Source organism: Duganella fentianensis, from assembly GCF_009857835.1.
GTDB lineage: Bacteria > Pseudomonadota > Gammaproteobacteria > Burkholderiales > Burkholderiaceae_D > Rugamonas > Rugamonas fentianensis.
The window spans coordinates 627,280-653,010 of sequence record NZ_WWCL01000004.1; the positions used below are offsets into that span (position 1 = coordinate 627,280).

Annotated in this window: 23 protein-coding genes and 1 riboswitch; of the genes, 9 read left to right on the top strand and 14 right to left on the bottom strand. The window is 62.5% G+C overall.

What is annotated here, in order from left to right:
- Window positions 1-47: 47 nt before the first annotated feature.
- On the bottom strand, window positions 48-2,054 hold the full coding sequence (locus tag GTP23_RS19915) for an alpha/beta hydrolase family protein (RefSeq protein WP_161036696.1): 2,007 nt from the start codon (window positions 2,052-2,054) through the stop codon (window positions 48-50).
- 135 nt (window positions 2,055-2,189) lie between these two features.
- Here GTP23_RS19915 and GTP23_RS19920 point away from each other — a divergent pair, with 135 nt between their 5' ends.
- Entirely contained in the window at window positions 2,190-3,116 is a 927-nt protein-coding gene (locus GTP23_RS19920) for a histone deacetylase family protein (protein WP_155434679.1), read from the top strand.
- Here GTP23_RS19920 and GTP23_RS19925 read toward each other — a convergent pair.
- The gene (locus GTP23_RS19925) at window positions 3,113-5,098 is read right to left on the bottom strand and encodes an OPT family oligopeptide transporter (RefSeq protein ID WP_161036697.1); all 1,986 of its coding nucleotides are present in this window, start codon (window positions 5,096-5,098) and stop codon (window positions 3,113-3,115) included. The genes GTP23_RS19920 and GTP23_RS19925 overlap by 4 nt on opposite strands.
- Before the next feature lie 133 nt (window positions 5,099-5,231).
- Between GTP23_RS19925 and ylqF the strand changes: the two genes are divergently transcribed.
- On the top strand, window positions 5,232-6,182 hold the full coding sequence (gene ylqF, locus GTP23_RS19930) for a ribosome biogenesis GTPase YlqF (protein WP_161036698.1): 951 nt from the start codon (window positions 5,232-5,234) through the stop codon (window positions 6,180-6,182).
- Window positions 6,183-6,190: 8 nt separating this feature from the next.
- Here ylqF and GTP23_RS19935 read toward each other — a convergent pair whose 3' ends face one another.
- Entirely contained in the window at window positions 6,191-6,619 is a 429-nt protein-coding gene (locus GTP23_RS19935; RefSeq protein ID WP_161036699.1) for a GFA family protein, read from the bottom strand.
- 168 nt (window positions 6,620-6,787) lie between these two features.
- Between GTP23_RS19935 and GTP23_RS19940 the strand changes: the two genes are divergently transcribed.
- On the top strand, window positions 6,788-7,525 hold the full coding sequence (locus GTP23_RS19940) for a penicillin-binding transpeptidase domain-containing protein (RefSeq protein WP_229256192.1): 738 nt from the start codon (window positions 6,788-6,790) through the stop codon (window positions 7,523-7,525).
- Between the two features lies 1 nt (window position 7,526).
- Here GTP23_RS19940 and GTP23_RS19945 read toward each other — a convergent pair whose 3' ends face one another.
- Entirely contained in the window at window positions 7,527-8,324 is a 798-nt protein-coding gene (locus GTP23_RS19945) for a DODA-type extradiol aromatic ring-opening family dioxygenase (protein ID WP_161036701.1), read from the bottom strand.
- Window positions 8,325-8,492: 168 nt separating this feature from the next.
- A riboswitch (cobalamin riboswitch) is annotated at window positions 8,493-8,669 on the top strand.
- Between the two features lie 78 nt (window positions 8,670-8,747).
- On the opposite strand from GTP23_RS19945, the gene GTP23_RS19950 reads away from it, so the two are divergent.
- From GTP23_RS19950 to GTP23_RS19965, 4 genes are all read left to right on the top strand, one after another.
- Entirely contained in the window at window positions 8,748-10,706 is a 1,959-nt protein-coding gene (locus GTP23_RS19950; RefSeq protein ID WP_161036702.1) for a TonB-dependent receptor, read from the top strand.
- 8 nt (window positions 10,707-10,714) lie between these two features.
- Complete coding sequence (locus GTP23_RS19955; RefSeq protein ID WP_371866952.1) at window positions 10,715-11,635, top strand: cobalamin-binding protein; 921 nt, start codon at window positions 10,715-10,717, stop codon at window positions 11,633-11,635.
- Between the two features lie 76 nt (window positions 11,636-11,711).
- Window positions 11,712-12,377 carry a thiol:disulfide interchange protein DsbA/DsbL gene (locus GTP23_RS19960; protein ID WP_155434687.1) on the top strand — a complete coding sequence of 222 codons (666 nt, stop codon included), beginning with the start codon at window positions 11,712-11,714 and terminating at the stop codon, window positions 12,375-12,377.
- A gap of 59 nt (window positions 12,378-12,436) precedes the next feature.
- Window positions 12,437-12,769 carry a hypothetical protein gene (locus GTP23_RS19965; protein ID WP_161036703.1) on the top strand — a complete coding sequence of 111 codons (333 nt, stop codon included), beginning with the start codon at window positions 12,437-12,439 and terminating at the stop codon, window positions 12,767-12,769.
- A gap of 9 nt (window positions 12,770-12,778) precedes the next feature.
- On the opposite strand, the gene GTP23_RS19970 is transcribed toward GTP23_RS19965, so the two are convergent.
- The 7 genes from GTP23_RS19970 to GTP23_RS20000 form a co-directional block, all read right to left on the bottom strand.
- Window positions 12,779-13,681, bottom strand: a complete 903-nt coding sequence (locus tag GTP23_RS19970; protein ID WP_161036704.1) for an efflux RND transporter periplasmic adaptor subunit — start codon at window positions 13,679-13,681, stop codon at window positions 12,779-12,781.
- A gap of 31 nt (window positions 13,682-13,712) precedes the next feature.
- Complete coding sequence (locus GTP23_RS19975) at window positions 13,713-13,913, bottom strand: DUF1656 domain-containing protein (RefSeq protein WP_161036705.1); 201 nt, start codon at window positions 13,911-13,913, stop codon at window positions 13,713-13,715.
- Window positions 13,903-16,071, bottom strand: a complete 2,169-nt coding sequence (locus tag GTP23_RS19980) for an FUSC family protein (RefSeq protein ID WP_161036706.1) — start codon at window positions 16,069-16,071, stop codon at window positions 13,903-13,905. The genes GTP23_RS19975 and GTP23_RS19980 overlap by 11 nt, the downstream gene beginning before the upstream one ends.
- A gap of 15 nt (window positions 16,072-16,086) precedes the next feature.
- Complete coding sequence (locus tag GTP23_RS19985; RefSeq protein WP_155434691.1) at window positions 16,087-16,584, bottom strand: MarR family winged helix-turn-helix transcriptional regulator; 498 nt, start codon at window positions 16,582-16,584, stop codon at window positions 16,087-16,089.
- 50 nt (window positions 16,585-16,634) lie between these two features.
- Window positions 16,635-18,092, bottom strand: coding sequence for an efflux transporter outer membrane subunit (locus GTP23_RS19990; protein ID WP_161036707.1), 1,458 nt, complete (start codon window positions 18,090-18,092; stop codon window positions 16,635-16,637).
- A 66-nt stretch (window positions 18,093-18,158) separates the two neighbouring features.
- Complete coding sequence (locus GTP23_RS19995) at window positions 18,159-18,485, bottom strand: DUF4148 domain-containing protein (protein ID WP_161036708.1); 327 nt, start codon at window positions 18,483-18,485, stop codon at window positions 18,159-18,161.
- 119 nt (window positions 18,486-18,604) lie between these two features.
- Window positions 18,605-19,786 carry a TCR/Tet family MFS transporter gene (locus tag GTP23_RS20000; RefSeq protein ID WP_161036709.1) on the bottom strand — a complete coding sequence of 394 codons (1,182 nt, stop codon included), beginning with the start codon at window positions 19,784-19,786 and terminating at the stop codon, window positions 18,605-18,607.
- A gap of 68 nt (window positions 19,787-19,854) precedes the next feature.
- Here GTP23_RS20000 and GTP23_RS20005 point away from each other — a divergent pair, with 68 nt between their 5' ends.
- Window positions 19,855-20,493, top strand: coding sequence for a TetR/AcrR family transcriptional regulator (locus GTP23_RS20005; RefSeq protein WP_161036710.1), 639 nt, complete (start codon window positions 19,855-19,857; stop codon window positions 20,491-20,493).
- 87 nt (window positions 20,494-20,580) lie between these two features.
- Here GTP23_RS20005 and sodB read toward each other — a convergent pair whose 3' ends face one another.
- Together sodB and GTP23_RS20015 are read right to left on the bottom strand one after the other, a co-directional pair.
- Window positions 20,581-21,159, bottom strand: a complete 579-nt coding sequence (sodB, locus tag GTP23_RS20010) for a superoxide dismutase [Fe] (protein ID WP_161036711.1) — start codon at window positions 21,157-21,159, stop codon at window positions 20,581-20,583.
- Between the two features lie 165 nt (window positions 21,160-21,324).
- Window positions 21,325-22,305 (bottom strand): LacI family DNA-binding transcriptional regulator, encoded by a 981-nt coding sequence (locus GTP23_RS20015; protein ID WP_161036835.1) that lies wholly within the window; start codon window positions 22,303-22,305, stop codon window positions 21,325-21,327.
- 274 nt (window positions 22,306-22,579) lie between these two features.
- Here GTP23_RS20015 and GTP23_RS20020 point away from each other — a divergent pair, with 274 nt between their 5' ends.
- Window positions 22,580-23,572, top strand: a complete 993-nt coding sequence (locus GTP23_RS20020; protein ID WP_161036712.1) for a glucokinase — start codon at window positions 22,580-22,582, stop codon at window positions 23,570-23,572.
- A 53-nt stretch (window positions 23,573-23,625) separates the two neighbouring features.
- Here the strand turns inward: GTP23_RS20020 and xseA are convergent, their stop codons facing one another.
- Window positions 23,626-24,978: an exodeoxyribonuclease VII large subunit gene (gene xseA, locus GTP23_RS20025; RefSeq protein ID WP_161036713.1), complete on the bottom strand. Its 1,353-nt coding sequence runs from the start codon at window positions 24,976-24,978 to the stop codon at window positions 23,626-23,628.
- Window positions 24,979-25,731: the final 753 nt, after the last annotated feature.

Sequence of the window (25,731 nt, forward strand, 5' to 3'; positions counted from 1 at the left end):
CGATTCTAAGCGAGAAACCGCGCCAGCGATACCATGGCAGCCTGCTGTTAGTTGGCGTGCTTCAGATTTTTATCGAGGAAGCTCTCGACCTTGCTCCAGAAGTCGATATTGTTGTCGTCGTGAAGCCAGCCATGACCTTCGTTATCGTATATCAGGTAGCTCACATTGGCATTGCCGGCCTTGACGGCATTGGCAAATTTGCGTGCATGCTCGAGTGGCACGCGGCGATCCCTGGCGCCGTGGGCCATCAGCAGCGGCTGTTTCAGCTCGGCCGCGCGCAGCAGCGGCGAAGTGGCACGGAACTGTTCCGCATCCTGCTCCGGATCGCCGATCAGCGTGCGTGCGCCATAGCCTAGCCAGTCTTGCGACATATCCGATTCGGTGGAGCTGAACATCAGATTGATGTCGGTGACGCCGGCCCACTCCACGCCGCAGCGGAATACCTGCGGTTCCTTGATCAGTCCCATCAGGGTGGCGTAGCCGCCGTAGCTGGCGCCCATCAGCGCGATGCGCCGGCTGTCGGCCCAGCCCTGTTTTACGGCCCACCGGGCGGCGTCGGTCAAATCATCCTGCATGGACAGGCCCCATTGGCGCCAGCCAGCTTGGAAGTGCTGGGCGCCGAAGCCGATACTGCCGCGGAACTCGGGCTGGATGACGACATAGCCGCGCGAGGACAGGAAAGCGGCCTGGCTATCCCACTCCCAGGAGGAGCCGCGCATCTGCGGGCCGCCGTGGACCAGCACGATGGCCGGTTGCGGGCCGGCTGGTTTGCCGGCCGGCAGGGTGACATACACGGGAATGCGGTGGCCATCGCGCGCCTGGTAGTGGTGGAAGCTGCGCGCCCCCACCTGCGTCATGGCGATGTTGGCGCGGGTGCTGCCCAGCCCTATCAGGGCGCCGCTGGCACGGTTGTACAGGATGTATTGCAGGGGCTGGCGATCCGAAACGGCAGCAATCAGCAGCACGGGGCTGGCGCTGCAATCCTGCGCGCAGGAGACGCTGTTGATGGTGCTCGGCAGCGCCGCATCGATTTTGGCCTGTTCCGCCTTCAGTTTCGGATCCAGCCAGACGGTGGTGGCCGCATCCGTATGCAGCTGGAAGCCCAGCAGCCTGCCGGTGGCACGGTCGATCTCGGGGGCGCCCGTGAAATCGAAGCCCGGGGTTTCGACGATGGGTTCTGCACCCATCTGTTTGGCTTTCAGGTCATAGCGGAACAGCGCGCCGTAGTCGTTGTAGGTGGCGCGCACGAACAGGGTATTGGCGCCATCGAAGAACAGGGGCTGGAAGCGCTGATCGGTATAGCAGACACCGTTGCTGAGCTCCTTCCATTCGGTGTCTTCGGGATTGCGGAAGTAGCTGATGCAGCGCCCCTTGATGGTGGAGGAGACTACCCGTGGCGCATCCTTGCTGTCCGTGATCCAGTGCTCGGCGGCTTCCGGCTGGTTGCCCTCGAAAGCCTTGCGCAGGATCTGGGTGCGGGTGTTCAGGCGATACAGGCGCGAGTGGTCAGGCAGAAGGTCGGTACTGTTCCAGATATGCTTTTCGACCAGAATGTCGTCCGAGCCATCATGGGCCGTATCGTAAAAGCCGTATTCGGCCGTCAGCGTGCGGCTGGTGTTGCGGCTGCCCAGGCTTTCCTGACGGTAGTCCCAGTTACCGGCGATCAGGTGGACGCGGTGCTCGCCATCGCGGTCCGCGGCGAATTCATCCCAGTTACCGTCGAATTCGATCTGCATGTTCTTGACGGTGAAGCCGAGGCGCTGTTCATTGATCCAGTGCACGCTGACGATTTCGGCGTGCTCCACGGCATTGCGGGTGATAACCTTGAACTGGGTGAGGTCGGCCGTTTCGCGCACCACCAATGCCTGGGTCCCGTCTGGCAGTCTCACCGTGCTGGCGATATAAGCGCCTTTGGGTGACAGGGCAACATGGCTGATTTCATCGGCTTTGAAAAAGTTCGCGACGTCCGGCAAGGCTGGCGGCGCAGCGTGGATGGCCGGACTCAGCAGGGCGGCAAGCAGTCCCAGTTGGCGCAGTATGGCAGGGAAACGCATAGGAGATCTCGGAGGAGTTATTAATTATTTGATAATCATATTGGCCTATTGATTTATTGTCCACTGAGACATTATGGCAAGTATGGCTTTGTGGCTTCTATGGTAAATTGGGCGATACGAGTAGAACCACGCGATATGACCACTGCTATTTACAGCCATCCTGATTGCGCCCGTCACGACATGGGCGACTGGCACCCCGAGTCTCCGGCGCGCCTGCAGGCGATTGCCGATCAACTGATCAGCGCCCATGTGAACGATCTGTTCGAGCACCGCGAAGCACCGCTGGTGGCGCTGAGCGATCTGGAACGCAATCACAGCCGCAACGCCATCGCCATCGTGCGCGACAACGTGCCGGCCGAAGGCGACACCTATCCCATCGATGGCGACACCACCCTGAACCACTACAGCTGGAGCGCGGCCCAGCGTGCGGCCGGCGCGGCCGTGGCGGCCACGGATGCTGTCATCGATGGCGAAATCGAGAACGCCTTCTGTGCTATCCGCCCGCCCGGCCACCATGCGCGGCCGATCGAGCCCATGGGCTTCTGCCTGTTCAACAATGTCGCCGTGGCGGCCAAGCATGCGCTCGACGTGCGCGGTCTGGCGCGGGTGGCGGTGGTGGACTTCGATGTCCATCACGGCAACGGTACGGAAGAAGCGCTGCGCAACGAACCGCGCGCGCTGATGGCGAGCTTCTACCAGCATCCCTTCTATCCCTACACGGAGCCGGAGCCGATTACTGCGAATCTGGTGAATGTGCCGCTGCCGGCCCGCTCGGGCGGGGAGGAAGTGCGCAAGGTGGTGCTGGAACACTGGCTGCCGGCGCTGCATGCGTTCAAGCCGGAGATGATTTTTATTTCAGCGGGATTCGATGCGCACCGCGAAGATGAAATCGGCGGCATGGGACTGGTGGAAGAGGACTATGCGTGGATCACGCAGCAGATCATGGCGGTGGCGCGCCAGCATGCGCAGGGCCGCATCGTGAGCTGCCTTGAGGGCGGCTACAACCTGTCGGCACTGGGCCGCAGCGTGGTAGCGCACCTCAAGGCGCTGGCAGAAATCTAGTTGACGATACGTTCGCCCTGACGGGCGGACCAGCGGTACAGACCCCATACGGCGGCGCTGCCCACGATCAGGGCAATGATCATGGTGTGCGATTCGCTCAGGCTGTTGGCAATTGCCAGCGGCTCGCCTTTACCGGACAGCACGATCAGGCCGGCCAGTGCCACGTTGAACAGGCTCTCGCCGACGATGAAGCCGGACATGATCAGCACACCCAGACGCTTGGCCGTTTCGCCGCCCGTCTTGCGTTCCATCGCACGTTCGAACAGATAGCCGGTAATCGCACCGATCACCACCGGCGTAATCACGGCGCTAGGCAGGTAGATGGCCAGACCCACGCCCAGCGGCGGCAGGCTGTATTTGTCATTGCTGGCTTTCTTGAGTGCGAAGTTAATCAGCACCAGCAACAGGCCGACCAGCGCGCCATAGCCGAGCAGATTCCACTGCAGATTGCCGCCGATGACGCCATTGGCCAGCGTCGAGATCAGCAGCGCCTGCGGGGCAGCCAGCGGCTGGGCGGAAATCGCGTGGGTGTTGGCGGCGCCGACGAAGCCGTTGGCGTGGTTGAGCAGTTCCAGCACGGGCGGTACGACGCAGGAGCCGGCGACGACGCCGATCAGCAGGCCGACCTGCTGCTTCCACGGCGTGGCGTCGACTAACTGGCCGGTTTTCAGATCCTGCAGATTGTCGTTGCCGATCACGGCCACGGCCAGCACCACGGTGGTGACGAACAGGGCGAAGGCGATCAGCGCCTGTGCCGTGTTCGGACCCAGGATGCTGCGGCCTACCATGCCCACACTGAGTGCAGCACCGAGAATGGTCAGAATGGCGATGCCCGAAACGGGCGAGTTGGAGGAGCCGATCAGGCCCGCCATGTAGCCGCAGACGGCGGCAGCGAACATACCGGCGATCAGGATGTAGCCGATGCCGACGGCCACCAGCGGCACGCTGAGGCTGGCGATGGTGGTGCCATCGAGGAAGCTGGCCAGCAGCCAGCCAGCAGGCACCATGGAGATCAGGGTAATCAGGCCGACGATGAAGATGGGCAGATCCTGCTCGGTGCGGTCCAGCGTCACGCCATCCAGTTTGGCTTTGCGGGCGGTTTCCATGGCCGACTTCAGGCCGCTGTAGATAGGCTTGGCCAGACCGGCCAGCGTCACGATGGCGGCCAGACCGATCACGCCGGCGCCCATCATGCGCACTTCCTTGGACCAGATGCTCATCGCGTGGGCGCTGGCATCCATGCCGGCTGCGGCAGGTGTCAGGCTGGTCATCAGGGGCACCATGATGCCCCAGGCGATGAGCAGGCCGGCCAGCATGGCGATACCGACGGTAATGCCCATCAGGTGGCCCGCGCCGATCAGGGCCAGCGAGCTGGAAGCGCCGATGCCGGTCGCGCCGCTGCCGGTACGGAAGTAGATCGAGACTTCGGCGGCCATGAATTTGATGGCACCGCCGGCGGCAAACGCTGCCGATGCCAGACTGCCCCAGATGACGGCCCACAGGCCGGCTTTACCTTCTTCGGCACCGGAACGCGAGGCCATGCCCACTTTCAGCACTTCGGCGGCGGCCACGCCTTCAGGGTAGGGCAGGTCCGATTGCGAGACGAGGGCGCGGCGCAGCGGCATGGTGTACATCACACCGAGCACGCCGCCCACGGCGCAGGCGCCGAACACTGGCCAGAACGGCACTTTCTCCCACCAGCCTATCATGATCAGGCCGGGCAGCACGAAGATGACGGAAGCCAGCGTGCCGGCCGCCGAGGCGATGGTCTGGACGATGTTATTTTCCTGGATGGTGGCGTCCTTGAAGGCGCTCAGCAAAGCCATGGAGATCACGGCGGCAGGAATCGAGGTGGCGAAAGTCAGGCCTACTTTCAGGCCCAGATACACCTGTGCGGCGGTGAATACCAGCGTAATCAGTATCCCCAGGATGATGCCACGCAGGGTGATTTCCTTCGGATTGGACGGTGCAGCTATGCTCATCTTCAGCACTCCGGTCGAAAAATAAATATTGTAGATATGGTTAGAAACGGCAAAAGCGCCCCATCATATCCGAAAGCCGTGCGGCCCAGCAGGTAAAATAGCGGATTGTCAGAACGTTTTAGAAGGTCAGAGCATGTCGATACAATGGTTCCCGGGGCATATGAACGCTGCCAAGAAGAAGGCGGCCGAGCAGATGGAGAACACCGATCTGGTGATCGAGGTGGTCGATGCGCGGCTGCCCGAGGCCAGCACCAACCCCATGGTGCTGGAGCTGCGCAAGTTCCGCCAGCGTCCGTGCCTGAAGATCATTAACAAGATCGACCTGGCCGATCCGGCTGCTACGGCAGCGTGGGTGGCCTACTACAATGCGCAGGAAGGCGTGAGTGCCTACGCCATGACCACCAAGAAGCCGGCCGACGTGGCACGCATACCCGAGCTGGCGCGGGCGCTGGCGCCGCATCGCGGCGTGCCGACCAAGCCGCTGCGCATCATGATCATGGGGATTCCCAACGTGGGCAAATCGACCCTGATGAATGCCCTGCTGAAGAAGCGCGTGGCCAAAGTGGGCGACGAGCCGGCTGTGACAAAACAGCAACAGAAGCTGTACCTGGATAAGAACACCATTCTGGTCGATACGCCCGGCATGCTGTGGCCTAAGATCGCCATGCCTAGCGATGGCCTGATGCTGGCGGCCAGCCACGCAGTGGGTACCAATGCCGTGATCGAAGAAGAGGTAGCGGTATTCCTCGCCGACGAGCTGCTGCAGTACTACCCGCAACTGCTGGTGGCGCGCTACGGCTTCAAAGAGATCGAGAGCATGGACGGCATCGCCGTGGTGGAAGGCATTGCCGCGCGGCGCGGCTTCCGTCAGAAGGGCGGTGATCTGGACTTCGAAAAAGCGTCCCACGTTTTCCTCGGCGACTACCGCAGCGGTGCGCTGGGCCGCATTTCGCTGGAAACGCCGACTACCCGTGCCTTGCGCATGGAGCAGTTTGCTGCCGCCGAAGCAGCCCGTCTGGCCGAGAAAGCCGCCAAGGACGCCGAGAAAGCCGAGAAGGCCGCGCGCGGCAAGCGCGGCACCTGAGATACTCGCTAGAGTACCGGCCGATAGTGCAGATGCCCTGCAACGACAGGGCCCGTGGCAGCACTGTCTGTGGGATGAAGCTGGCCTTCGTTGACAGGCACCACCGCGAAATCGAAGGGGCTGATGCCTTCCAGGCAGGCCACATTGACGCCATACTGCTGCGGGTTGGAGCGGCGCTGGTGGTGCGTGTAGATGCCGCACTTCGAGCAGAAGTAGTGCTTGGCCTGCATGGTGTTGAACTGGTACAGCGTCAGCGCATCGGCGCCGGCCGTGATAGTGATATCGGCCAGACTGGCCGACACGGCCACGGCACCGCGCATGCGGCAGTAGGAACAATTGCAGCGCCGCGCAGTCTTCAGCCCATCCGTGAGCCTGACATGAAACTGCACCGTGCCACAATGACAGGCGCCGTGGGCTTCCTTGATTTCCATATCCATGCGATCTGCTCCGTGTTAGCTGCTTGTGCTCGGGTTGCGCTCTGTTACTGGCGCTGGCACTATAGCGCGAATTCCACCGCGAGGTCTGCCTTGTGCGATCCGGCCCGTGCCGCCGGTGGGAAGCCATCTCCTCCACTTTTTAAAACGATGAAGCCGATTCCATTCGCAATGCTGCTGGTCGCAACGCCCTTTGCCTATGCCACCACCACGACCTGCAGCCTTCTGGCGGAAGGCGCTAATGATAGGCTGATCCGGCAGGAAGGCCAGTGCGATATCGCCACCGCGCCGATGTCGACCTTCAAGCTGGCTATTAGCCTGATGGCGTATGACGCGGGAATACTGGTGGACGAACATCAGCCGGTGTGGCCGTTCAAGCCCGGCTACGTGGATTGGCGCGAGGAGTGGAAGCAGGACATCGCTCCGGCGCAGTGGATGGCATGGTCGGTGGTCTGGTATTCGCAGCAAATCACACAGCGTCTGGGCGAGCAGCGTTTTGCCCGCTATGTTCAGCAGTTCAGCTACGGCAATCAGGATGTTTCGGGTGGCCCGGCCAAGGCGTGGCTGAATTCTTCGCTACAGATTACGCCGCACGGACAGCTGGCTTTTCTGGGCCGGCTGGTGCGGCGCGAACTGGGCGTGACGGCACAGGCTTACGCGATGACCGCCCGGATTGCGCACCACGGTAAGCTGGCCAATGACTGGGAGGTGTACGGCAAAACGGGGGCGGGCAGCTATGGTGGGCACGGCAAGCTAGGCTGGTATGTGGGCTGGGCCAGCAAAGCGGGGCGCACTGTCACATTCCTGCAGCAGCGGCTGGAAACTGACGATGCGCCTGATGGTCCGGCCGGTTTCCGTGCGCGCGATGCCATGCTGGCACAGTTGCCTGCATGGCTGGACGCACTGTAGGCTAGCCGAAGCGGAAGCTGGTCACGGCCAGTGCGCCCATAAAGGCATCTTCGTGATAGGGCACGCTGGCAGCATCGTTCTCGGCGGCGCCCAGCACCACCATTAGCGGCAGCAGGTGTTCCTCGCGCGGGTGCGCCATGCGTGCGGCCGGCGCTTTTTCCCATTCCAGCAGGGCAGCCGTGCGTTCGGCTGGCGCCAAGGCCATGCTGGTGCGCAGCCAGTCGTCGAACGCCTTTGCCGCCGCAGCACCCTGCGCGTTGAAAGCGCGCAGATTGTGGAAACTCAGGCCGCTACCGACGATCAACACGCCCTGTTCGCGCAGCGGTGCCAGCAGGCGGCCTACCTGTATGTGCGCCAGCGGATCGAGGTCATGACGCAGCGATAGCTGGACGATGGGCATGTCCGCTTGCGGATAGGCCGGATACAGGGCGCTGAAAGTGCCATGGTCGAAGCCGCGCTGCTCGTCCAGTACCGCAGGGAAGCCGCCGGCATCGAGCAGCTGCTTGACCTGCGCTGCCAGTGCCGGATCGCCGGGCGCCGGATACTGCACTTCATAGGTGTGCGGCGGGAAGCCGCCGTAGTCATAGATCATCGGTGGCTGGGCCGAAGAGGACAGCATGAACTGGCGCCCCTCCCAGTGGGCGGTAATCACCAGCAGGGCTTTGGGCCTGGCAGGCAGTTCGGACGGCAGGGCGCGTAGCGAGGCGTCCAGCTTGGCGTACAGATGCCCGACCTGATCCATCATGAACGGCCAGGGGCCGCCGCCGTGGGACAGAAAATAGGTAGGCAGGGTAGACATGAGCAGACTCCGTTGGAATGATGCCCATAACTATAAGGACGGCAGAGCGCCTTATCAATCCATGAAATGTCGATAGATTCGATCTAAATAGTTAATCGTAGCGCCGCTACCGTCTGTGCAACGGCCGGGCGCAAGCTGCGGCAAAAGCGCCGGCGGGCGCGCAGACGCGTATAATGCGCGGGTTTTGGTGCTTGTCAGTGTGTTCGCGCTGGCAGTTAAACGGGAAACACAGGGCCGTGTGCGCTTGCCAGCGCTGCGGCTAAGGTGTGCTGCCCCCGCAACGGTAACGCATGGCGCAATCGGCGCCGTGCCAGCCCGGATACCGGCCAGACAGGGGGAAGCGTGCAGGTGCTGCCTGTGCGTCTTCCGTACACTTCCGGCTTGCGGGGACGCAGGCGGATGCCTCTTTTGGAACTGAATCTCATGCCTGTATTCCCTCCACGCCGGCTCGCTGCAGCCGTGGCTCTCTGCTTTACTTCCCTTACTCCGCTGGCCGCTCTGGCTCAGGAAATCGCTGCTGCGCAGGTGCTGGCACCGGTGGTCGTCACCGGCTCGCGCTTTGATGCCGATCCGGCGCTGGCACCTATCGGTGCAGTGGTGATCCATGCCGAAGACATCCAGCGCGCGGGCGTGAGCGACGTGAATGCCGCCATCCGCAAGATCGGCGGCGTGTATGGCCGCCAGAGCCTCGACGGCAGCCCCGATTTCAGTCTGGACCTGCGCGGCTTCGGCACCAATAGCAGTCAGAATATGGTGATCGTGCTCGATGGCGTGCGCCTGTCGGAAAATGAACTGAGTAATGCCATCCTGTCCACCATTCCTATCGACAGCGTGGAACGCATCGAAATCACCCGTGGTGGCGCCAGTGTGCTGTACGGCGATGGCGCCACGGGCGGCGTAGTCAACATCGTTACGCGCCGTCCGGTGAAGTTCAGCCGCCGTGGCACGATGTTTGTGGAAGGCGGCCAGTTCGGCGCGGGCGAATTGCGCCTGTCCGGTGCGCACGCATGGGAGGGCTTTGCGGCCGATGCCACGCTCGATACCCAGCGTACCGACAACTACCGCGATAACAACGTATTCAAGCAGACCCAGTTCGCCGGTGGCGCACAGTGGTTCGATGACGCGGGCCGGGCCGGCTTCCGTTACGAGGGCGCGCGTCAGGACATGGGCTTGCCCGGTTCGCTGACGGCCCAGCAGTTCGCCAGCAATCCGCGTCAGGCCAGTACGCCCAACGACGCCGCCAGCCTCGATAGCGACCGCCTGACTGTCTTCGGCCAGCGCCATTTTGGCGCCTATGACGTGGCGGCTGATCTGTCCTACCGTAAGAAGCACAGCAAGGGCACTTACTACAGCCCATCCCTGTATGTGATGGAGTACGACAGCAAGCAGACCCAGTTCTCGCCGCGTGTGCGCCATCTGGGCAATGTGGCTGGTCTGCTCAACGAGACGGTAGCCGGCGTCGATCTGATGTACTGGACCCGGGTGGCCACGAGCAGCTATTCGGCTGACGCCAACCAGCACTCCAAGGCCATCTATCTGCGCGATGAACTGCGCTTCGATGCAGCCCATCAGGGCCGTATTTCGGCAGGTGTGCGGCGCGAACTGTTCGACAAGAACTTCCGCGATCCGTTCGGCTATGGCAGTAAGGCCTACAGCGCGGTGCAGGCGGTGAATGCATGGGAACTGCAGGCCAGCTATATGCCGCTGGCGCATACCACGGTATTCGGCAAGGCTGGCCAGAGCTACCGTCTGGCTACCTCGGACGAAAATGCTTACCCGCAGAAGAAAAATCAGCCGCTGGAAGCGCAGCAGTCGCACGATCTTGAACTGGGTGCCAGTTACGCCAGCGCGCTGCAGAAACTGACGGCGCGCGTGTTCCGTCACCAGCTGGTCAACGAGATCTTCTACGACCAGTCGGTCTACGCCAATGTCAATCTGGCGCCGACCCGCCGTCAGGGCTTCGAGCTCGATGCAGAACAGCGCATCAACGCCGACTGGACGCTGAACGGCCACTACCAGCACGTGGATGCCAGCTTCACCGAAGGCAATAACAACGGCAAGCAGATGGTACTGGTGCCAAAGAACACGCTGAGTGCACGTATTAGCTGGACGCCAGTCAGCGGCCAGACGGCTGATCTGGGCGCCCAGTGGGTCGATAGCCAGCGCTTTGGTAACGACTTCACCAACCAGTGTAACGCACGCATTCCGAGCTACACCACGTTCGATGCCCGCTATGCACGCACGTACGGCCAGTGGGAAGTGGCAGTGCAGGGTTTGAACCTGACGGACAAGCACTACTACTCGCAGGCCTTCGACTGCAACGGTGCGATCTATCCGGCTGATGGCCGTCAATTCAAGCTGTCTGCGCGTTACACCTTCTGAGCTAGCCCATGAAGACCTACGCCTACCTCCCTTACCTCCGCAAGCTGGCGCTGCTGGGCGCCAGTGCCGGCATGATGGCCGCCGGTGCCGCGCAGGCGGCCATCACGGTACGTGACGATGCCGGCAATAGCGTGACGCTGGCCAAGCCGGCGCAGCGGGTGATCGCCATGGCGCCGCACATCACCGAGCTGCTGTTCGCTGCAGGCGGGGGCGAGCGGGTGGTGGGCGCGATGAACTTCAGCGACTATCCGGAAGCGGCCAAGCGCCTGCCCCTGATCGGTAGCGATGCACAGATCGATCTGGAGCGGGTGCTGGCGCTGCGGCCCGATCTGCTGGTGGTGTGGCAGAGCGGGAACACGGCACGCCAGATCGAACAGCTGAAGAGCCTCGGCGTGCCGGTGTTCTACAGCGAACCGAAGAAACTGGAGCAGGTCGCCACCAGTCTGACCCGTCTGGGCCAGCTGATGGGCACCGACGCTGTGGCGCAGGCGGCCGCGCAGGACTACCGGCAGAAAATCGCCGCGTTGAACGCCCGCTATGCAGGCCGCCCGGTAGTGCGGGTGTTCTACCAGATCTGGGAAAAGCCCATCTATACCCTGAATGGCGAGCATATCGCCAGCGACGCCATGCGCGTGTGCGGTGGCCAGAATGTGTTTGCCGATGAACGCGTGCCGGCGCCGAATGTGAGCAGCGAAGCGGTGCTGAAGGCCAATCCGGAAGCCATCATCGGCGGCCAGCGCCATGATACCGAATCCGGCATCCAGATCTGGCGCAAGGTCACGGCCATGGAGGCCGTCAAGCGGGGCAACCTGTTCATGCTCGATAGCGAGCTACTGGTGCGGGCCACGCCGCGCATCGCCGACGGCATTGCCGTGCTGTGCGAAAAGCTGGAAACGGCACGCCAGCACCGTCCCGCCGGCAAGCCTTAATTTTCGGTTAATTTGCGGGCAGGGAAAAAGGTGGTAATCTGCCCGCGTTTGCCACCTATCTTGAACAAGGACTACTATGCGTTTCCTGAGCTTTCTGCGCCCCCTGTTAGCCACTGCCGCCTTCATGGCCGCTGCCAGCGGCGCCTATGCCGCCGATTTCAAAGACGGTCTGGATTTTAATACCGTCAACGCGCCTAGCCGCCCGGACACGGGCAAGAAAGTCGAAGTGCTGGAAGTGTTCATGTACCACTGCCCGCACTGCAACGCGCTGGATGTGCCGCTGGCCGACTGGGTGAAGAAGCAGGGCGACAAGATCGTGTTCCGCCGCATGCACCTCGGTGAAGATGCACAGGCCAAGGCCTTCTACACGCTGGAAGCGATGAACGCACTGGGTAACGGCATGCACGAAAAGCTGTTCCGCGCGATTCACGTGGAGCGCAACCGCCTGAACACGGACCAGCTGGTGCTGGACTTCGTGGTGAAAAACGGCATAGACAAAGCCAAATATCTGGAAACTTTTAACTCGTTTGGCGTTCAAACCCGCATGAAGCGCGGCGTGCAAATGGCTAACCTGTATAAGCTCGATAGCGTACCAGCCATCGTGATCGACGGTCATTACACCACCTCGCCAGCCGTGGCAGGCCATGGCCTGACTTCGGTACCGGCTGCACACGCTGCCATGTTTGCCGTGGCCGACAGCCTGATCGCCAAGTCGCTGCAAGAGCGCGCGGCCAAGAAGTAAGCCAGCAGTTACCGAGTAATCATCTGCGTAAAAGCAGCGCAACGCCAGACGGGGTCAGTATGAAAGAGATTAGCGACGAACAGAAAGCCGTCGAAGGGCAGGTGATGAAGATCTATAAAGAATCTTCACCTATCATCGAAAACCTGTTCGAATGGGCGTATATCAACCATCTGGCGTGGAGTCTGGCTGCATTGGCGCTGGCGCTGGTGGTCTGGCTCACGCTGGCGCTAAGCAATGCGGAAAACCAGCGCAATGCGCTGGCGACCAAGCAGTGCGCCGACCCTGTCTTCAAAGGCGAAATCGACAAGAAGTGCCTGCGCACCGTACAGTCGCGCGAGCACTGGTGGCAGCACGTGAGCTACGCGCTGACCCACCTCAGTCCCGAGAAATAAGCCGGCCGTTCAGGCCTGCGGCCGTTTTGCTGCCCTTGGTTCCGGCTGCGCTGCAGTGCGGATGATGACCGTACAGGTGGTACCAGCCACCAGTTCTAGCCCCTGCGGCAACGGATCAAGCGCGATGCGCACTGGCACGCGCTGTGCCAGCCGGACCCAGTTAAAGGTAGGATTGACGTCCGCCAGCAGCTCGCGACCCGTGCTGGCATCGCGGTCGGTAATGCCATGGGCGATGCTGGCGATATGGCCGTGTAGCGCGGCAGCGCCACTCATCAGCTGAACTTCTACCGTGTCGCCCGTTTTCAGCAGCGGCAGCTTGGTCTCTTCAAAATATCCCACCACGTAGTACGAAGCGGCGTCGATCAGCGCCAGCTTGGCAGCGCCCACTGCGGCGAAGTCGCCTGCATGCACATTCAGATTGGTGACATAGCCCGTAACAGGCGCGCGCACCACGGTGCGCTCCAGATTCAGCTCGGCCAGCGTGCGCGCCGCCAGTGCAGCCTGATACTGGGCGCCGGCCGTATCGGCAGCGTAGGCCGCCGTTTCGCGGCTTTCCGCCGAGATGATGGCGCTATCCAGCGCTGCACGCCGGCTGGCTTCCTTGCTGCGCCGGCCCCGTTCCACCTGCTGCGCCGCCTGCAGGGCTTGCGCCTGTGTGACGGCATTGCGGTAGCGCGCCTGATCGACGGTGAACAGGATGTCGCCCTTCTGCACCAGCTGGTTGTCATGCACCAGCACTTGCGTCACGGTGCCGGCCACGTCGGCGCTGATGGTGACGACATCGGCCTTGATACGGCCGTCGCGCGTCCAGGCGGAGGCCATGTAGTGGTCCCATGCGGCATGGCCCATCCACAGGGCAGCGCCCAGCAGCAGCAAAGTCAGAAAATAGCGGAAGATTCTTGTAGCGTTCACGTTGTACTCTCGGGGGCAGGGAGGTGGCTGGTTACTGGTAAAGGGTGATCAGCAGGGCGCTGAAGATGCAGACGAACAGGCAAAGCCGCGCCAGCGCCGGATGCCAGCTATGGCGGTAGGCGCCCAGATGGCTGAGGGCGTGATCGAGCACGCCCTGTAGCACCATGCTGAGCAGGAAGACCGGCAGTACGCCCGGTATCAGGACGCCGAACAGATCGATTTCACGGGGCATGGCGGGTTTCTCCTGTGCTGAGCTGATCTTGCAGTGAAGTGTAGATGGCATGTAAATCGGGCAGGGTGGCCTGCAATGCCAGCTGCTGGTCTGGCGGCGCGGCGGCCAGTTCGGTACGCACGGCCGTGCCGGTGGCCAGCGTGACCTGCAGCGTGGCAGCAGCGGCCGCGTGGTCGGGCGCCTGCAGGTAGCGCGCCAGCTGGCTGACCAGTGTTTGCAGTGCCGTGCGGGCAGCACCTGCCGGCGCCTGCGCAATATATAAGCGCAGGTCGATAATGGCGTGGCCCAGCTCCAGCAGGGTGAGCCCCTGACTGACGATGGCGCGTACTTCTGCGCCGGGGGCCGGACCGGCAGCGGCATTCAACTGGCTGAGCAGGTCGCGTACGCGGTTGTCGTAGCGGCGCTTGAGGCGGAACATGGGGGCCTTGCAGGCGCGCGAGGCTTCGCGCCACAGTGCGGCTGCCACATGGTCGCGCTGGCCCATGGTGTGCTCGGGCAGCACTACGCTGAACATCAGGTAGGCCACCACCACGCCCAGCAGCAGTGCCAGTTCGCTGTTGATGAAATTCTCCATATCGTAGTGCATCAGGTTGGCCGGTATCAGCAGGGTGGCGCAGAACATGCAGATGCCTATGCCGGCACCGGCCCAGCGTGCGCCGCTGAGCAGATAGGCGCCCAGTGCCAGCACCGGCATGGTGGCCAGCACCAGCGTGACAAAATCGTTGGCGCGTGCCAGCAGGAAGAATTCCGTGACGAAGGCCAGCGGGGCGGCGATGCCGAAGCCGATCAGCACCTGCCTGATCATGGCCGTGGGGCGCGGCGAGGACGAGGCCAGTGCGCAGAAGATGGTGGCGATGACGATGGCATTGCCCAGCTGCGGCCAGGCCAGCCAGTACCACGCTGCCACAGTTACCAGCAGGGTGCTGGCGGCGCGCACGCCGCTGGCCAGCACGATGGCGGGCGGAGTTTTCGGCGTGTAGGCTCCGGGATCGCTGACCTGCTGGCGCTTCTCCTGCGTCAGCCCGTGGTAGACGGCGATGAAGTCGCCGAGGTCGCGCACATAGCGCTCCAGCAGTTCGATGGTGGTATCGAAGTCGATCTGCTGGGCGCGTGCGATGGGACTGTGCGCCGATAGCTGGTTTAACTGGTAGCGTGCGGTGGCGATGTCGCTGGCCAGCTGCGTGCGCATGGCGGTCATGCGCGCCGGCGTCAGATCTTGCGACATGGCGCTGGCCAGATGGCTGTGGATAGGCTGCACCAGTGCCAGTATGCTCTGCGCGTGTTCGGGTGCGGCGCCGTGCAGGCGGTGAATCAGCCGGTGCAGGGTGTAGAAGGTGGTCAGCACGGTCATGAAGGCGGCATTGAAGGCATGCAGCTGGCGCGTGCGCGCGCGGCCATCGCCAGCCTCGAAGAAGGCGGCAGCGCGGCCCGATTCCAGCGCGGCGATATCGGCAGCGAACTTGAGGTGGGCCAGCTCGGTTTCGGCCGGCGTGAGGCGCTGTTCCAGCACCTGCGTGCAGAAGGTGATGAAGCTGGTGTAGCGGTTCTGCACGGTGCGCATTACATTGCGCGCATGGCGGCGCGGGAACACCACATCGTGGATGACGGCGGCGCAGATGATGCCCAGCCCGACTTCGGTCACGCGCGTGACGGCCAGATTGAACACATGTTCGGGCGCATCGATGGCCGGCACCACGATCATGCAGGCGGTATAGCCGGCCAGTACAAAGCTGTAGGACTGCTGGTTGCGGTGCATGGCGGCGCCGCTGGTGCACAGCGCTATCCACAGTGCCACGCCCAGATACAGCAGGATGGGGGATTGCGGCTGCAGGGCTACCAGCAGCAGGGCCGCCGTACAGCCGACCAGTGTGCCGAGAAAACGGTAGAAGGCTTTTTCCAGCACCATGCCGCTATTCGGCAGCGCGAGGATAACGCTGGTGGCCAGTGCCGAGTAGGGGGCGTCGAGTCCGAGCCGGAACGCCAGCCACAGCGCGCAGTAGGAAGCGAGCAGGGTGCGGGCGACGAAGATCCAGCGTTCGCCTTCGCTGTTGAACCAGTTGCGGCTTTCGGCCGCGCACCATGCCGCCAGCCGGGCCGCTGCCCCGCGCGGTTCTGCTGTTCTGGTGTTCTGATGGGCAGCGGCGGGGGCAGGGTTCATGTGTTTGCGTGTGCGCTAGGTCAGCGCTTCCAGATTATTCAGCTGCCGGCGCAGCAGGTCTTCAAGTAGTTTAAGTTCCACGGGGCTGTAGCCGTCGTAGGCGCGGGTGGTAGTGCCATACACTTCGGGCAGCACTTTTTCCACCAGTGCGCGGCCTGTGTCCGTCAGTTTGATCATCACGCAGCGCCGGTCGCCGGGACGGTTGCCGCGGGTGATCAGGCCCTGTGCTTCCAGATCGTTGCAGACGCGGGTGAGGTTGGCCGGTTTTTCCATGCAGGCTTCGCCCAGCGTGGAAGCGGTGGAGGTTTCATCCTCGGAACCGTACAGCACGGCCAGCACCATATAGCTGGCGTCCACCAGATCATATTTGCGCAGTGCCGCGTTACTCAGGTCCTTCATCCGTTTCTGGATGTGGTAGGTCATGCGCAGTACGCGCATCAGGTCTTCCGGGAATTCCGGCATGCGGGCATGGATGTTTTTTAAGCGCTTTGTGGTCGCTGCAAAACTACTCATTGCCTACTCCTCTGCTATCTTATAGAAGTCCCGATTGTACTATTTTAGTTTCATGGCAATTCCAGTTTTATGCCGCCACCTAGTGCCGTCATCAACAATGTGTAGTTCTCTAGTTGTTTGCTTGCCACGACTGCCTGCTGCTGCTGCTCATTGAGCACCGTCAGCTGCGCGCTGATGGCGGTTTGCGCGTCACTCAGGCCGGCACGGTAAGCCTGTTCGGCCAGTTGCTGCTGGCGTTTGGCGACGTTCACTGCCTGGCTGGCCAGCGCCTGCTGCTCGTGCACCGAATTGATGCGCACCAGCGCATTGGCCACTTCCGTTAGTGCCTGCACGATGCTGGCGTTGTACTGTTCCACTGCACCATCGTAGAGCGCGCCCTGTTCCTGCAACTGGCTGCGCAGGCGGCCAGCTTCGAACAGGGGCAGGCTGATGGCCGGTGTGACGCCGGCCATGACCGAATGCCCGTCCAGCAGATGGCTAAAGCCCAGAGACTGCACGCCAGCGTAGGCACTCAGGTTGATGTTGGGGTAGAACGCCGCCTGTGCCACGCCGATGCGCGCGCTGGCCGCTTCGATACGCCAGCGCTGCGCCACGATGTCGGGCCGGTGGCCCAGTAGTTCGGCCGGAAGCTGCGGCGGCAGCGCGCCTTCATGGCCGGTGGCGAGTGCCAGGACTGGCCGGGCGATCGTGTCACCGTCGCCCGGACCTTTGCCAGAAAGGGCGGCCAGCTGGTTGCGCAGCAGGGCCATGGATTCTTCTATCTGTTCCAGTTCGCGCCGTCCTGCCGCCAGCGTGGTTTCCATGCTGCGCACATCGAGCTCGCTGGCCAGACCGGCCTGGTGACGCTGGCGGCTGATATCGAGCAGACGCTGACGCTGCGCCAGACTCTGTTGCGCACTATCGTGCAGCGTGTATTGCAGCGACAGCTGGACGTAGTTGCGCACGATGCTAGACGCCAGCGTCAGACGCGCCAGCTGGGCTTCGGCCGAGGCGATCTGCACCTCATCGAGTGCCGCGCTGAGTGCCAGCCGGTTACGGCCCCACAGATCGAGGTCGTAGCTGGCCGTGACGGCGGCGCTAGCTTTCCACGCATAGTTGCCAGCCAGCGGGGGCGGTACCGTGCTATTGGCCGAGTAGCGTTCGCGGTCGGCGCTGGCACTGGCATCTACGCGCGGCAGGGTGGCAGCGCGGGTGATGCCGGCCAGTGCTTCGGCCTGGCGCACGCGCGCCTGCGCTATCTTCAGTGTCGGCTGCTGTTCCAGTGCGTTGCCGACCAGGCGATTCAGCTGGCTGTCGTGCAGCGCCTCCCACCAGTGCTCGGTCGGCCATTCGGCGTCGGCGCGGGCGGCGCGGATCGCCTTGCCTGTATCCAGCGCTGCAGCGCTGACAGGCTGCGCCTGCGTGCGCACCGCTTCCATCGGGGCGCACCCGGCCAGCAGCACCAGCAGGCCGAGCAGGCTGGCGCTGATGGTGGCTGGCAGAAGGGCAGAGAGGCGCTGGCGGTTCATGCTGGTGGCGGCGAGCTGATGACGGTCAGAGTCGATGCAGGCGGGTGGTCTGGACGGCAAACCGGCTTATTTCGCGTAGTGCTTGCGGGTCTGGGCCACGTCGAGGTCCACTTCGGTCTCGATCAGCGTGCCATTTTTGCGCGCTTCCAGATAGGCGGCCTGCACCTGCTCGCGCGTCAGCGCTGCCGGCTGGGTGCTGGTGGCCAGTGCTGCGCCCGTAACGGCGGCTGGTGCGGCGGCCGTGGTGGCGGCTGCGGCTGCGGCGGTAGTGGCAGTTTTGCCGGCTGGTGCGCTGGTCTGGGCGAAGGCGCTGGTAATGGTGGTGGCCGTAGCGGCGATAGCGAATGCGGCGGTAGCGGCGGCGCTCAACAACTGTTTGCTCATGGTGCTCATCTTGATGCTCCTAGCGGGTTGGGATGAGTAAACTATATAGATGAATAGTACATTTGTAAAGTAATTGTTTTCTATCGCAGCGATAGCTTTTCTTGTGGCTGGCAGGAGCGAGCACGGGCTCAGGCCGCAGGTGCGCCGAAGCGCAGGCGCAGTACCAGCGGCATGATGGCCAGATTGAGGGCCAGTACGGAAAGCCAGATGGCGCCGGGCCAGTGCGCGCGCACTGCCATGTAGATGGCCGAGAAACCCAGCGGCGCAAGGATCGAGGCCAGACTGACGGCGGCGGCCAGCACGCCCTGGAATTCGCCTTGCTGTTCGGGCGCGACGAGGCGGCTGGCCAGTGCCTGCAGCGCGGGTGCGCCTATGCCGGCCAGCGCGAACAGGGGCATGACGGCAAATACCTGCCAGTCCTGTCTGGCCATGGCCATGACGGCCAGCGCGCTGCAGGCGCCCAGCAGGCCGGCCAGAATGGCGCGCCGCTCGCCGAGCAGGCGGGTGGCGCGGCCGGGCAGCAGTGCCTGCGCCAGTGTCTGGCAGACGCCGAAAGCACCGAGCGACATGCCGATGCGCAGCGCATCCCAGTGGAAGGCATCCTGCCCCCACAGGGCCCAGCAGGTGCCATAGGCTTCGCCGGCCGCGCTGAAGGCGAAAAACACCAGCGTGACCGGCACTAGCTGCGGCTGCCCCAGCACCCAGCGCAGCGGCAACAGGGGATTGAACTGGTGTAGTTGCAGCGGCTCGGTACCGGGCGTGCGGGTTTCGGGCAGAGCGCAGAGCGCCAGCAGCAGATTGGCGCCGTTCAGGGCGGCCGCGGCGATGAAGGGCAGCCGCACCCAGTGTTCGCCCAGCAGGCCGCCCAGTACGGGGCCGATGATAAAGCCGGCGCCGAACATGGCGTTGCATAGACCAAAGCGGGCGGCGCGCTGCCCGACCGTGGAAATGTCGCTGATGTAGGCGGTGGCGACGGACATGTTCGCGCTGCTCAGGCCGGCAATGGCGCGGCCCAGAAACAGCATCCATAGCTGCGGTGCGCAGGCCATCAGCAGGTAGTTGATGATGGCGCCGGCCAGCGACAGCAGCAGCACGGGGCGGCGCCCTATGCGGTCGCTGAGGGCGCCCAGCACGGGTGCGAAGACAAACTGCATGACGGCGTATAGCGCAGTCATGCTGCCCAGATAGGGCGCCACTTCGCCCTGCTGGCTGACCTGCTCCAAGAGGCGGGGCAGGATGGGGAAGATTAGCCCGAGGCCGACGGCGTCTAGCGCCAGCGTGGCATAGATGATGTAGAGAGAGGTAGGCATGGTGAATTTATGTGTGCTGAGTATGAAAATGTACTCAGTACATAAATTGTATCCAGTATAATCTCGCCATGTCAACCGCTCCCGACCGCCGATCGCGCAAACGCCAAGCCACCCGTCAGGCCATTTCCGATGCCGCCACCCGCCTGTTCATCGAACGGGGCTTCGATCAGGTGACGGTGGATGACATCGCCGAAGCGGCCGATGTGGGGCGCATGACGGTGTTTAATCACTTCCAGCGCAAGGAGGACATGTTCTTCGACCGCGATGCGGAAGGGCGCGAGCTGCTGCTGGCCGCCTTGGCTGCGAAGCCGCCGCAGGTAGCGCCGCTGGAAGCGCTGCGCCGGCTGGCGCACCAGCTGGTGCAGGAACAGCATCCGGCGCTGGCTTTCTCGGCCCGCAGTGCCAGTTTTGTGGTTGCCGTGGGCGCCAGCGAAGCGCTCAAGGCCAGAGCGCGGGCGATACGGGGGGAACTGGAAGCGGCACTGGCGCAGGCACTGGCGCACAGCGCGGGGCGGGCGGCGCCTGATGCCGATGCCGAGCTGGCGGCCAGCCTGTTGCTGGCTTGCTGGAGTACGGCCTATTTGCAGGCGCATCAGCGCTACCGTATCAGTGCTGATGAAGCGCAGGCGCAGGCGCTGTTTCTGGCGCGGGTAGAGCAGGGCCATGCGGCGGTGCAGGCGGCGCTGGCCGGCACGCCTTACGTCTAGGGGCTGGCGGCTAGCGGGGCAGCCGCATATTGCAGGCATAAAAAAAGGGAGCGCGTGGCTCCCTTTTTGCTGTTGCGTGATCGACGATCAGGCGAAGTTGGCAGCAGCGAAGTCCCAGTTGGCCAGCTTGAAGAAGGTCTCAACATATTTAGGACGGACGTTGCGGTAGTCGATGTAGTAAGCGTGTTCCCACAGGTCGCAGGTCAGCAGTGCTTTGGCATCGGTGGTCAGCGGGGTTGCAGCGTTGGAGGTGTTGACGATGTCCAGCGTACCGTCGGCTTTTTTCACCAGCCAGGTCCAGCTCGAACCGAAGTTGCCTACGCAGGACTTGGTGAACTCTTCCTTGAACTTGTCGAACGAACCCCATTTGGCGTTGATGGCGTCAGCCAGCGTGCCTTCTGGTGCGCCTTTGCCGTTCGGGGTCAGGCCGTTCCAGTAGAAGGTGTGGTTCCACACCTGAGCTGCGTTGTTGAACACGCCGCCCGACGATTTTTTGACGATTTCTTCCAGCGACAGGTTCTCGAACTCGGTACCTTTGATCAGGTTGTTCAGGTTGGTCACATACGTTTGATGGTGTTTACCGTAGTGGTATTCCAGCGTTTCTTGCGAGATGTGCGGCGCCAGAGCGTCGATGGCATAGGGCAGAGGTGGCAGAGTATGTTCCATTGTTATTCCTTTAATGGTTGCTGTTAGTTGCTAACTGTTTGCTGACTGTTGCTGCTAGTTGCTGTTAAAAACCGGAGTGATTTTTGTCGAAACGTCCAGCATTGTAAAGCGGAAGCGCTTTCGCTGCAGGAAAGCCTTCAATTCCGTGTGGCTAAACCTGAAATGCTAGCGTACGCGCCGCGTGGTTTCGCGCACCACCAGTTCCAGCGGCGGCACTTCGCCCCGTGCCGGTTCGCCGTTAATGATGCGCATCAGCGCCTGGGTGGCGATGCGGCCGATGTCGTACAGGGGCTGGCGCACCGTGGTCAGGGGCGGGGTGGTGTAGGAAGAGCCGGGCAGGTCATCGAAGCCGACCAGCGAGATATCGTCCGGCACGCGTATGCCTTTGCGGTACAGCGCCAGCCGCGCGCCATAAGCCGTCAGGTCGTTGGCGGCGAAGACGGCCGTGAACTGCTGGTGGGTGTCGAACAGCTGGTTCATGGCCAGCATGCCGCTCGATTCGTGGTAATCGCCTTCCACGATCAGCTTGTCGTCGAGCGCGATGCCGGCTTCCCTGAGGGCGCGGGTGTAGCCGGCCAGACGCTCGCCGGCATCGATATTGTTGGCCGGACCCGTGATGAAGGCAATGCGCCGGTGGCCCAGCTCGATCAGATGGTGTACGGCCAGATAGGCGCCTGCCTCGTTATCGAGCTTGAAGCCCAGCGCGCTGGCCGTGTGCAGCGCCCGTCCCGTAGAAACGATGGGGCGCTGGGCGGAGAAGTTCAGCACCGTCTGGTCCGACATGCGGCCCGACAGCAGGATGATGCCGTCGACCTTGCGTGCCAGCAGCAAACGGATACGGTCGGCTTCTTCCTCGGCATCCCAGTGGCCGCTGACGATCACCGAAGCATAGCCGGTGTTTTTCAGGCCATCATCGACGCCGCGCAGGGTTTCATCGAAGAAGGGCGAGGAAATATCCTGCACCACAATGCCTATGGTCATGGAGCGGCCTTTTTTCAGGCCCTGCGCCATCTGGTTGGGCGCGAACTTCACTTTGTCGATGGCCGCCAGTACGGCATCGCGCTTGTCGTCGGAGACCCGGGCCGTGCCGTTGAGGATGCGGGAAACGGTGCTGGGCGAGACGCCCGCCAGACGGGCAACATCCATCAGAGTCGAAGGGCCGGAGTGTCGCGTATTGTCTGCCAAGGGATGTCCTGCTGCTGGAAATGGGGAAGTACGGTTTGTGAAAACCTTTTCGCCGCAAGATTACCATAAATCGCTGAGCTAACTGGCAATTGTCCATGCTGTGCCGCCCGGACTGGCAAAATGCTATGGTTTTGTGGGTAAAATGCGGTTTGAAATCGTTTTCACGCACGTGCTGGCATATAATCGCGAACAGCTGACCCCACAGCGTACCCGCAGAAATAGAACAGGAAGCAGCATGGAGACCGTCGCACATATCCACCTCTCGAATGGCCCCCGCCTGCTGGCGGATGTAGGCGGCAGGCGCGCCAGTTTCGGGCTGGAGACGGCGCCCAACTGCATCGTCGCCGTGTGGGAGACGGATTGCGCCGATTACCCCACGCTGGGGGCGGCACTGGTGGCCTATCTGTCGCAGCCGGCCACGGTGGCGGCTGGCGGTTATCAGGCCCGCTATGCCGGCATCGCCATCGCCAATCCCATCGACGGCGACTGGGTCACCATGACCAATCACCACTGGTCGTTTTCCATCGAAGCCGTGTGCTCGCAGTTCAGCCTGAAGTCGCTGGTGGTGGTGAACGATTTCAAGGCGCTGGCCAGTGCCTTGCCCTATCTCGATGCGGCGCACCGTCACCAGATTGGCGGCGGTGTGGCGCGCGAGGGCGCCATGATAGGACTGGTGGGCGCCGATGCCGGGCTAGGTGTGTCGGGGCTGGTGCCGGCCGGCGAGCGCTGGATCGCCATCGACAGCGAAGGCGGGCACAGTACTTTTGCTCCCATGAACGAGCGCGAAATCGACATCCTGCGTTATGCGCGGCGCTACCACGAACACGTGTCGAGCGAACGGCTGGTGTCGGGACTGGGGCTGGCGCTGGTGTACCGTGCGCTGGCCGAGCGGGCCCGCATCACGGCGCAGGATCTGGATGCCGTGCAGATTACCGAGCGTGGTCTGGCGCGCACCTGTCCCGTCTGTGAAGAGACCCTGCTGGCATTCTGCGAAATGCTGGGTACGGTGGCCGGCAATGTGGCGCTGACGCTGGGCGCCAAAGGCGGCATCTATATCGGCGGCCGCGTGGTGCCGCCCATGCTGGCGTTCTTCGAACGTTCCGGCTTCCGCGCCCGCTTCGAACAGAAGGGGCGCTTCTCCGACTATCTGGCGCACATTCCTACGCTGGTGATCACGGAAAAATATCCTACCCTGATCGGCATGTCGGCCATGCTGTCGGCAACCTGAGCTACTTGCCTGCTTGCGCTGCGCCTGATGCGGCGCGCCTGATGCGGTGCGCCCTATTCCAGCGGCTGTACCGATGCCACGCCTACCTGCGCGCTGCCGCCAGCGACGCGCAGTGTAATCGTGCTGGGCGCCGTGAGCTGGGCCGGATCGCGCACGATGCTGCCCTGCGCATCGCTGACGATGGCATAGCCGCGTTCCAGTGTGCGCTGCGGATTCAAGAGCGCGAGCTGCGACGACCATGCGGCCAGCGCTTCACGCCGCTGGCTCAGTTGTGTGCCCAGCGCCAGCGTGGCGCGGTACTGCAGATGGGCGAGCCCCGTGCGCTGTGCCCTTACATCGGGCTTGAGCGCCGCTAGCCGGTCTCGCAGTCGCTGCATCTGGTAGCGCGCCTGTGCCAGCGGTGCACGGTTGGCATGGGTCAGCGTGCTGGCCAGCGCCTGCAGTTTCAGGCGCTGCTGGCGGATCTGGGCGGCAGGGCTGAGCAGGCGGTGGCTGTAGTTATCCAGCGTCTGCGCCGCTTCGCTGCCCGTACGGCGCATGGCGCGGCGCAGATCGATCACATGTGCGCGCAATTCTGCCACCCAGTCGGCGCGCGGCGTCACGGCCAGTTCGGCCGCTGCGGTGGGCGTGGCAGCGCGCAGGTCGGCGGCAAAGTCGCAGATGGTGAAGTCGGTTTCGTGGCCCACGCCGGAGATTACCGGCATGCGGCAGTTGGCGACGGCATACGCCACATCTTCATCATTGAAAGCCCACAGGTCTTCGATGCTGCCGCCGCCACGGCAGACGATCAGTACATCGCAGTCATTGCGCAGCGAGGCCGTATCGATGGCGGCAGCGATTTTCTCGCCTGCGCCCTGACCCTGCACGGGAGTAGGGTAGAGCACCACGTTGACATGGGGCGCGCGCCGCTGCAGCGCCGTCAGCACATCGCGCAGGGCCGCCGCCTGCGGGCTGGTGACGATGCCCACCGTGCGCGGGAACAGCGGCAGCGGGCGCTTGCGTTCGGGGTGGAACAGGCCGGCCGCTTCCAGCTTTTCCTTCAGGCGCAGAAAGGCTTCGAACAGCGAGCCCACGCCGGCGCGGCGGATGGCTTCCACGTTGATCTGGTAATCGCCGCGCGCACCGTATAGCGTGACCAGGGCGCGCACTTCCACCTTGTCGCCCTCGCGCGGGATGAAACTGGCGTACTGGGCGCGGCCACGGAACATTACGGCGCGCACCTGCGCCGCATCATCCTTGAGGGTGAAATACCAGTGGCCCGAGCTGGCGCGGGTGAAGTTGGAAACTTCGCCGCTGATCCAGGTCAGCGGGAAAGAGCGTTCCAGCAATCGGGCCACGGCCTGGTTCAGGGCACTCACGCTGATGACGGGAGCGCTGGGCGGGGCGGCAGTATCGGCAGAATTCATAGTGGCGACAGCGAGGGGTGTCCGGTGGACGGGGAAAATCGGCTAGTGCGGGATTTTAACGCGTTCGTGGCTGTGCATAGCTATCCACATGGCTAGAAAGCCGTCATACAGCCGTCACACGGTACAGATTGCCCTAAATATTGCATGTATAGCACTGATTTTAAACGATAAATCACCCTGCTAAATTCCTGTGCAGCGGTAAAAACTCCTTATAAATCAAGTGCTTTGCAAAAGTCATGGGTGGTTGCGCACAAAGTTATCCACAAAAAATGTGTAGAAATCCACCGCGCTGACGATTCCGGCAGGAATTTTCTCCACATGCGGTGCAGAACTGCGCAGATGTCGTCTCTGCATTATTTTTATGCATGCTTGTAATTTCCTTCCAAATCAAACACTTGCCTAATTACATCGGCCGTTGCGCACAATCTTATCCACACAAAGTGTGTAGAAGTACACAGCACGTACGCAGATTTTAGGCTGTCTGCGGCTGCCTATTTTTTGAGCTTGAAATAAATTTCCTTATAAATCAATGTACTTAGCAGTGACGTACAGCCTTGCGCACAATCTTATCCACATAATTTGTGCAGAACTGCACAGTTGTCCCCGTCAGGGGTAGAAAAGTGTCACATTAATAATGGAATGGGCACTTGGCTTCCCCCGTGCTGGAATTTTGCGCAGGAGAACTATATTGATTGAAATCAATGAGTTAACGGGCCACCCCATGCCTTGCTCACAATCTTATCAACAGAATAT

Excerpts from the sequence above, each read along its gene's own strand:
- GTP23_RS19975 (WP_161036705.1), bottom strand. The coding sequence starts at position 13,913 with ATGCCCCGTGAAATCGATCTGTTCGGCGTCCTGATACCGGGCGTACTG.
- GTP23_RS19955 (WP_371866952.1), top strand. The coding sequence starts at position 10,715 with ATGAAGACCTACGCCTACCTCCCTTACCTCCGCAAGCTGGCGCTGCTG.
- GTP23_RS19925 (WP_161036697.1), bottom strand. The coding sequence starts at position 5,098 with ATGAGCATAGCTGCACCGTCCAATCCGAAGGAAATCACCCTGCGTGGC.
- GTP23_RS20020 (WP_161036712.1), top strand. The coding sequence starts at position 22,580 with ATGGAGACCGTCGCACATATCCACCTCTCGAATGGCCCCCGCCTGCTG.
- GTP23_RS19945 (WP_161036701.1), bottom strand. The coding sequence starts at position 8,324 with ATGTCTACCCTGCCTACCTATTTTCTGTCCCACGGCGGCGGCCCCTGG.
- GTP23_RS19935 (WP_161036699.1), bottom strand. The coding sequence starts at position 6,619 with ATGGATATGGAAATCAAGGAAGCCCACGGCGCCTGTCATTGTGGCACG.
- GTP23_RS19990 (WP_161036707.1), bottom strand. The coding sequence starts at position 18,092 with ATGAACCGCCAGCGCCTCTCTGCCCTTCTGCCAGCCACCATCAGCGCC.
- xseA (WP_161036713.1), bottom strand. The coding sequence starts at position 24,978 with ATGAATTCTGCCGATACTGCCGCCCCGCCCAGCGCTCCCGTCATCAGC.
- GTP23_RS19940 (WP_229256192.1), top strand. The coding sequence starts at position 6,788 with ATGCTGCTGGTCGCAACGCCCTTTGCCTATGCCACCACCACGACCTGC.
- GTP23_RS19915 (WP_161036696.1), bottom strand. The coding sequence starts at position 2,054 with ATGCGTTTCCCTGCCATACTGCGCCAACTGGGACTGCTTGCCGCCCTG.
- GTP23_RS19960 (WP_155434687.1), top strand. The coding sequence starts at position 11,712 with ATGCGTTTCCTGAGCTTTCTGCGCCCCCTGTTAGCCACTGCCGCCTTC.
- GTP23_RS19950 (WP_161036702.1), top strand. The coding sequence starts at position 8,748 with ATGCCTGTATTCCCTCCACGCCGGCTCGCTGCAGCCGTGGCTCTCTGC.
- GTP23_RS19965 (WP_161036703.1), top strand. The coding sequence starts at position 12,437 with ATGAAAGAGATTAGCGACGAACAGAAAGCCGTCGAAGGGCAGGTGATG.
- GTP23_RS20015 (WP_161036835.1), bottom strand. The coding sequence starts at position 22,305 with ATGGATGTTGCCCGTCTGGCGGGCGTCTCGCCCAGCACCGTTTCCCGC.
- GTP23_RS19980 (WP_161036706.1), bottom strand. The coding sequence starts at position 16,071 with ATGAACCCTGCCCCCGCCGCTGCCCATCAGAACACCAGAACAGCAGAA.
- GTP23_RS19985 (WP_155434691.1), bottom strand. The coding sequence starts at position 16,584 with ATGAGTAGTTTTGCAGCGACCACAAAGCGCTTAAAAAACATCCATGCC.
- GTP23_RS19995 (WP_161036708.1), bottom strand. The coding sequence starts at position 18,485 with ATGAGCACCATGAGCAAACAGTTGTTGAGCGCCGCCGCTACCGCCGCA.
- GTP23_RS19920 (WP_155434679.1), top strand. The coding sequence starts at position 2,190 with ATGACCACTGCTATTTACAGCCATCCTGATTGCGCCCGTCACGACATG.
- sodB (WP_161036711.1), bottom strand. The coding sequence starts at position 21,159 with ATGGAACATACTCTGCCACCTCTGCCCTATGCCATCGACGCTCTGGCG.
- GTP23_RS20000 (WP_161036709.1), bottom strand. The coding sequence starts at position 19,786 with ATGCCTACCTCTCTCTACATCATCTATGCCACGCTGGCGCTAGACGCC.
- GTP23_RS20005 (WP_161036710.1), top strand. The coding sequence starts at position 19,855 with ATGTCAACCGCTCCCGACCGCCGATCGCGCAAACGCCAAGCCACCCGT.
- ylqF (WP_161036698.1), top strand. The coding sequence starts at position 5,232 with ATGTCGATACAATGGTTCCCGGGGCATATGAACGCTGCCAAGAAGAAG.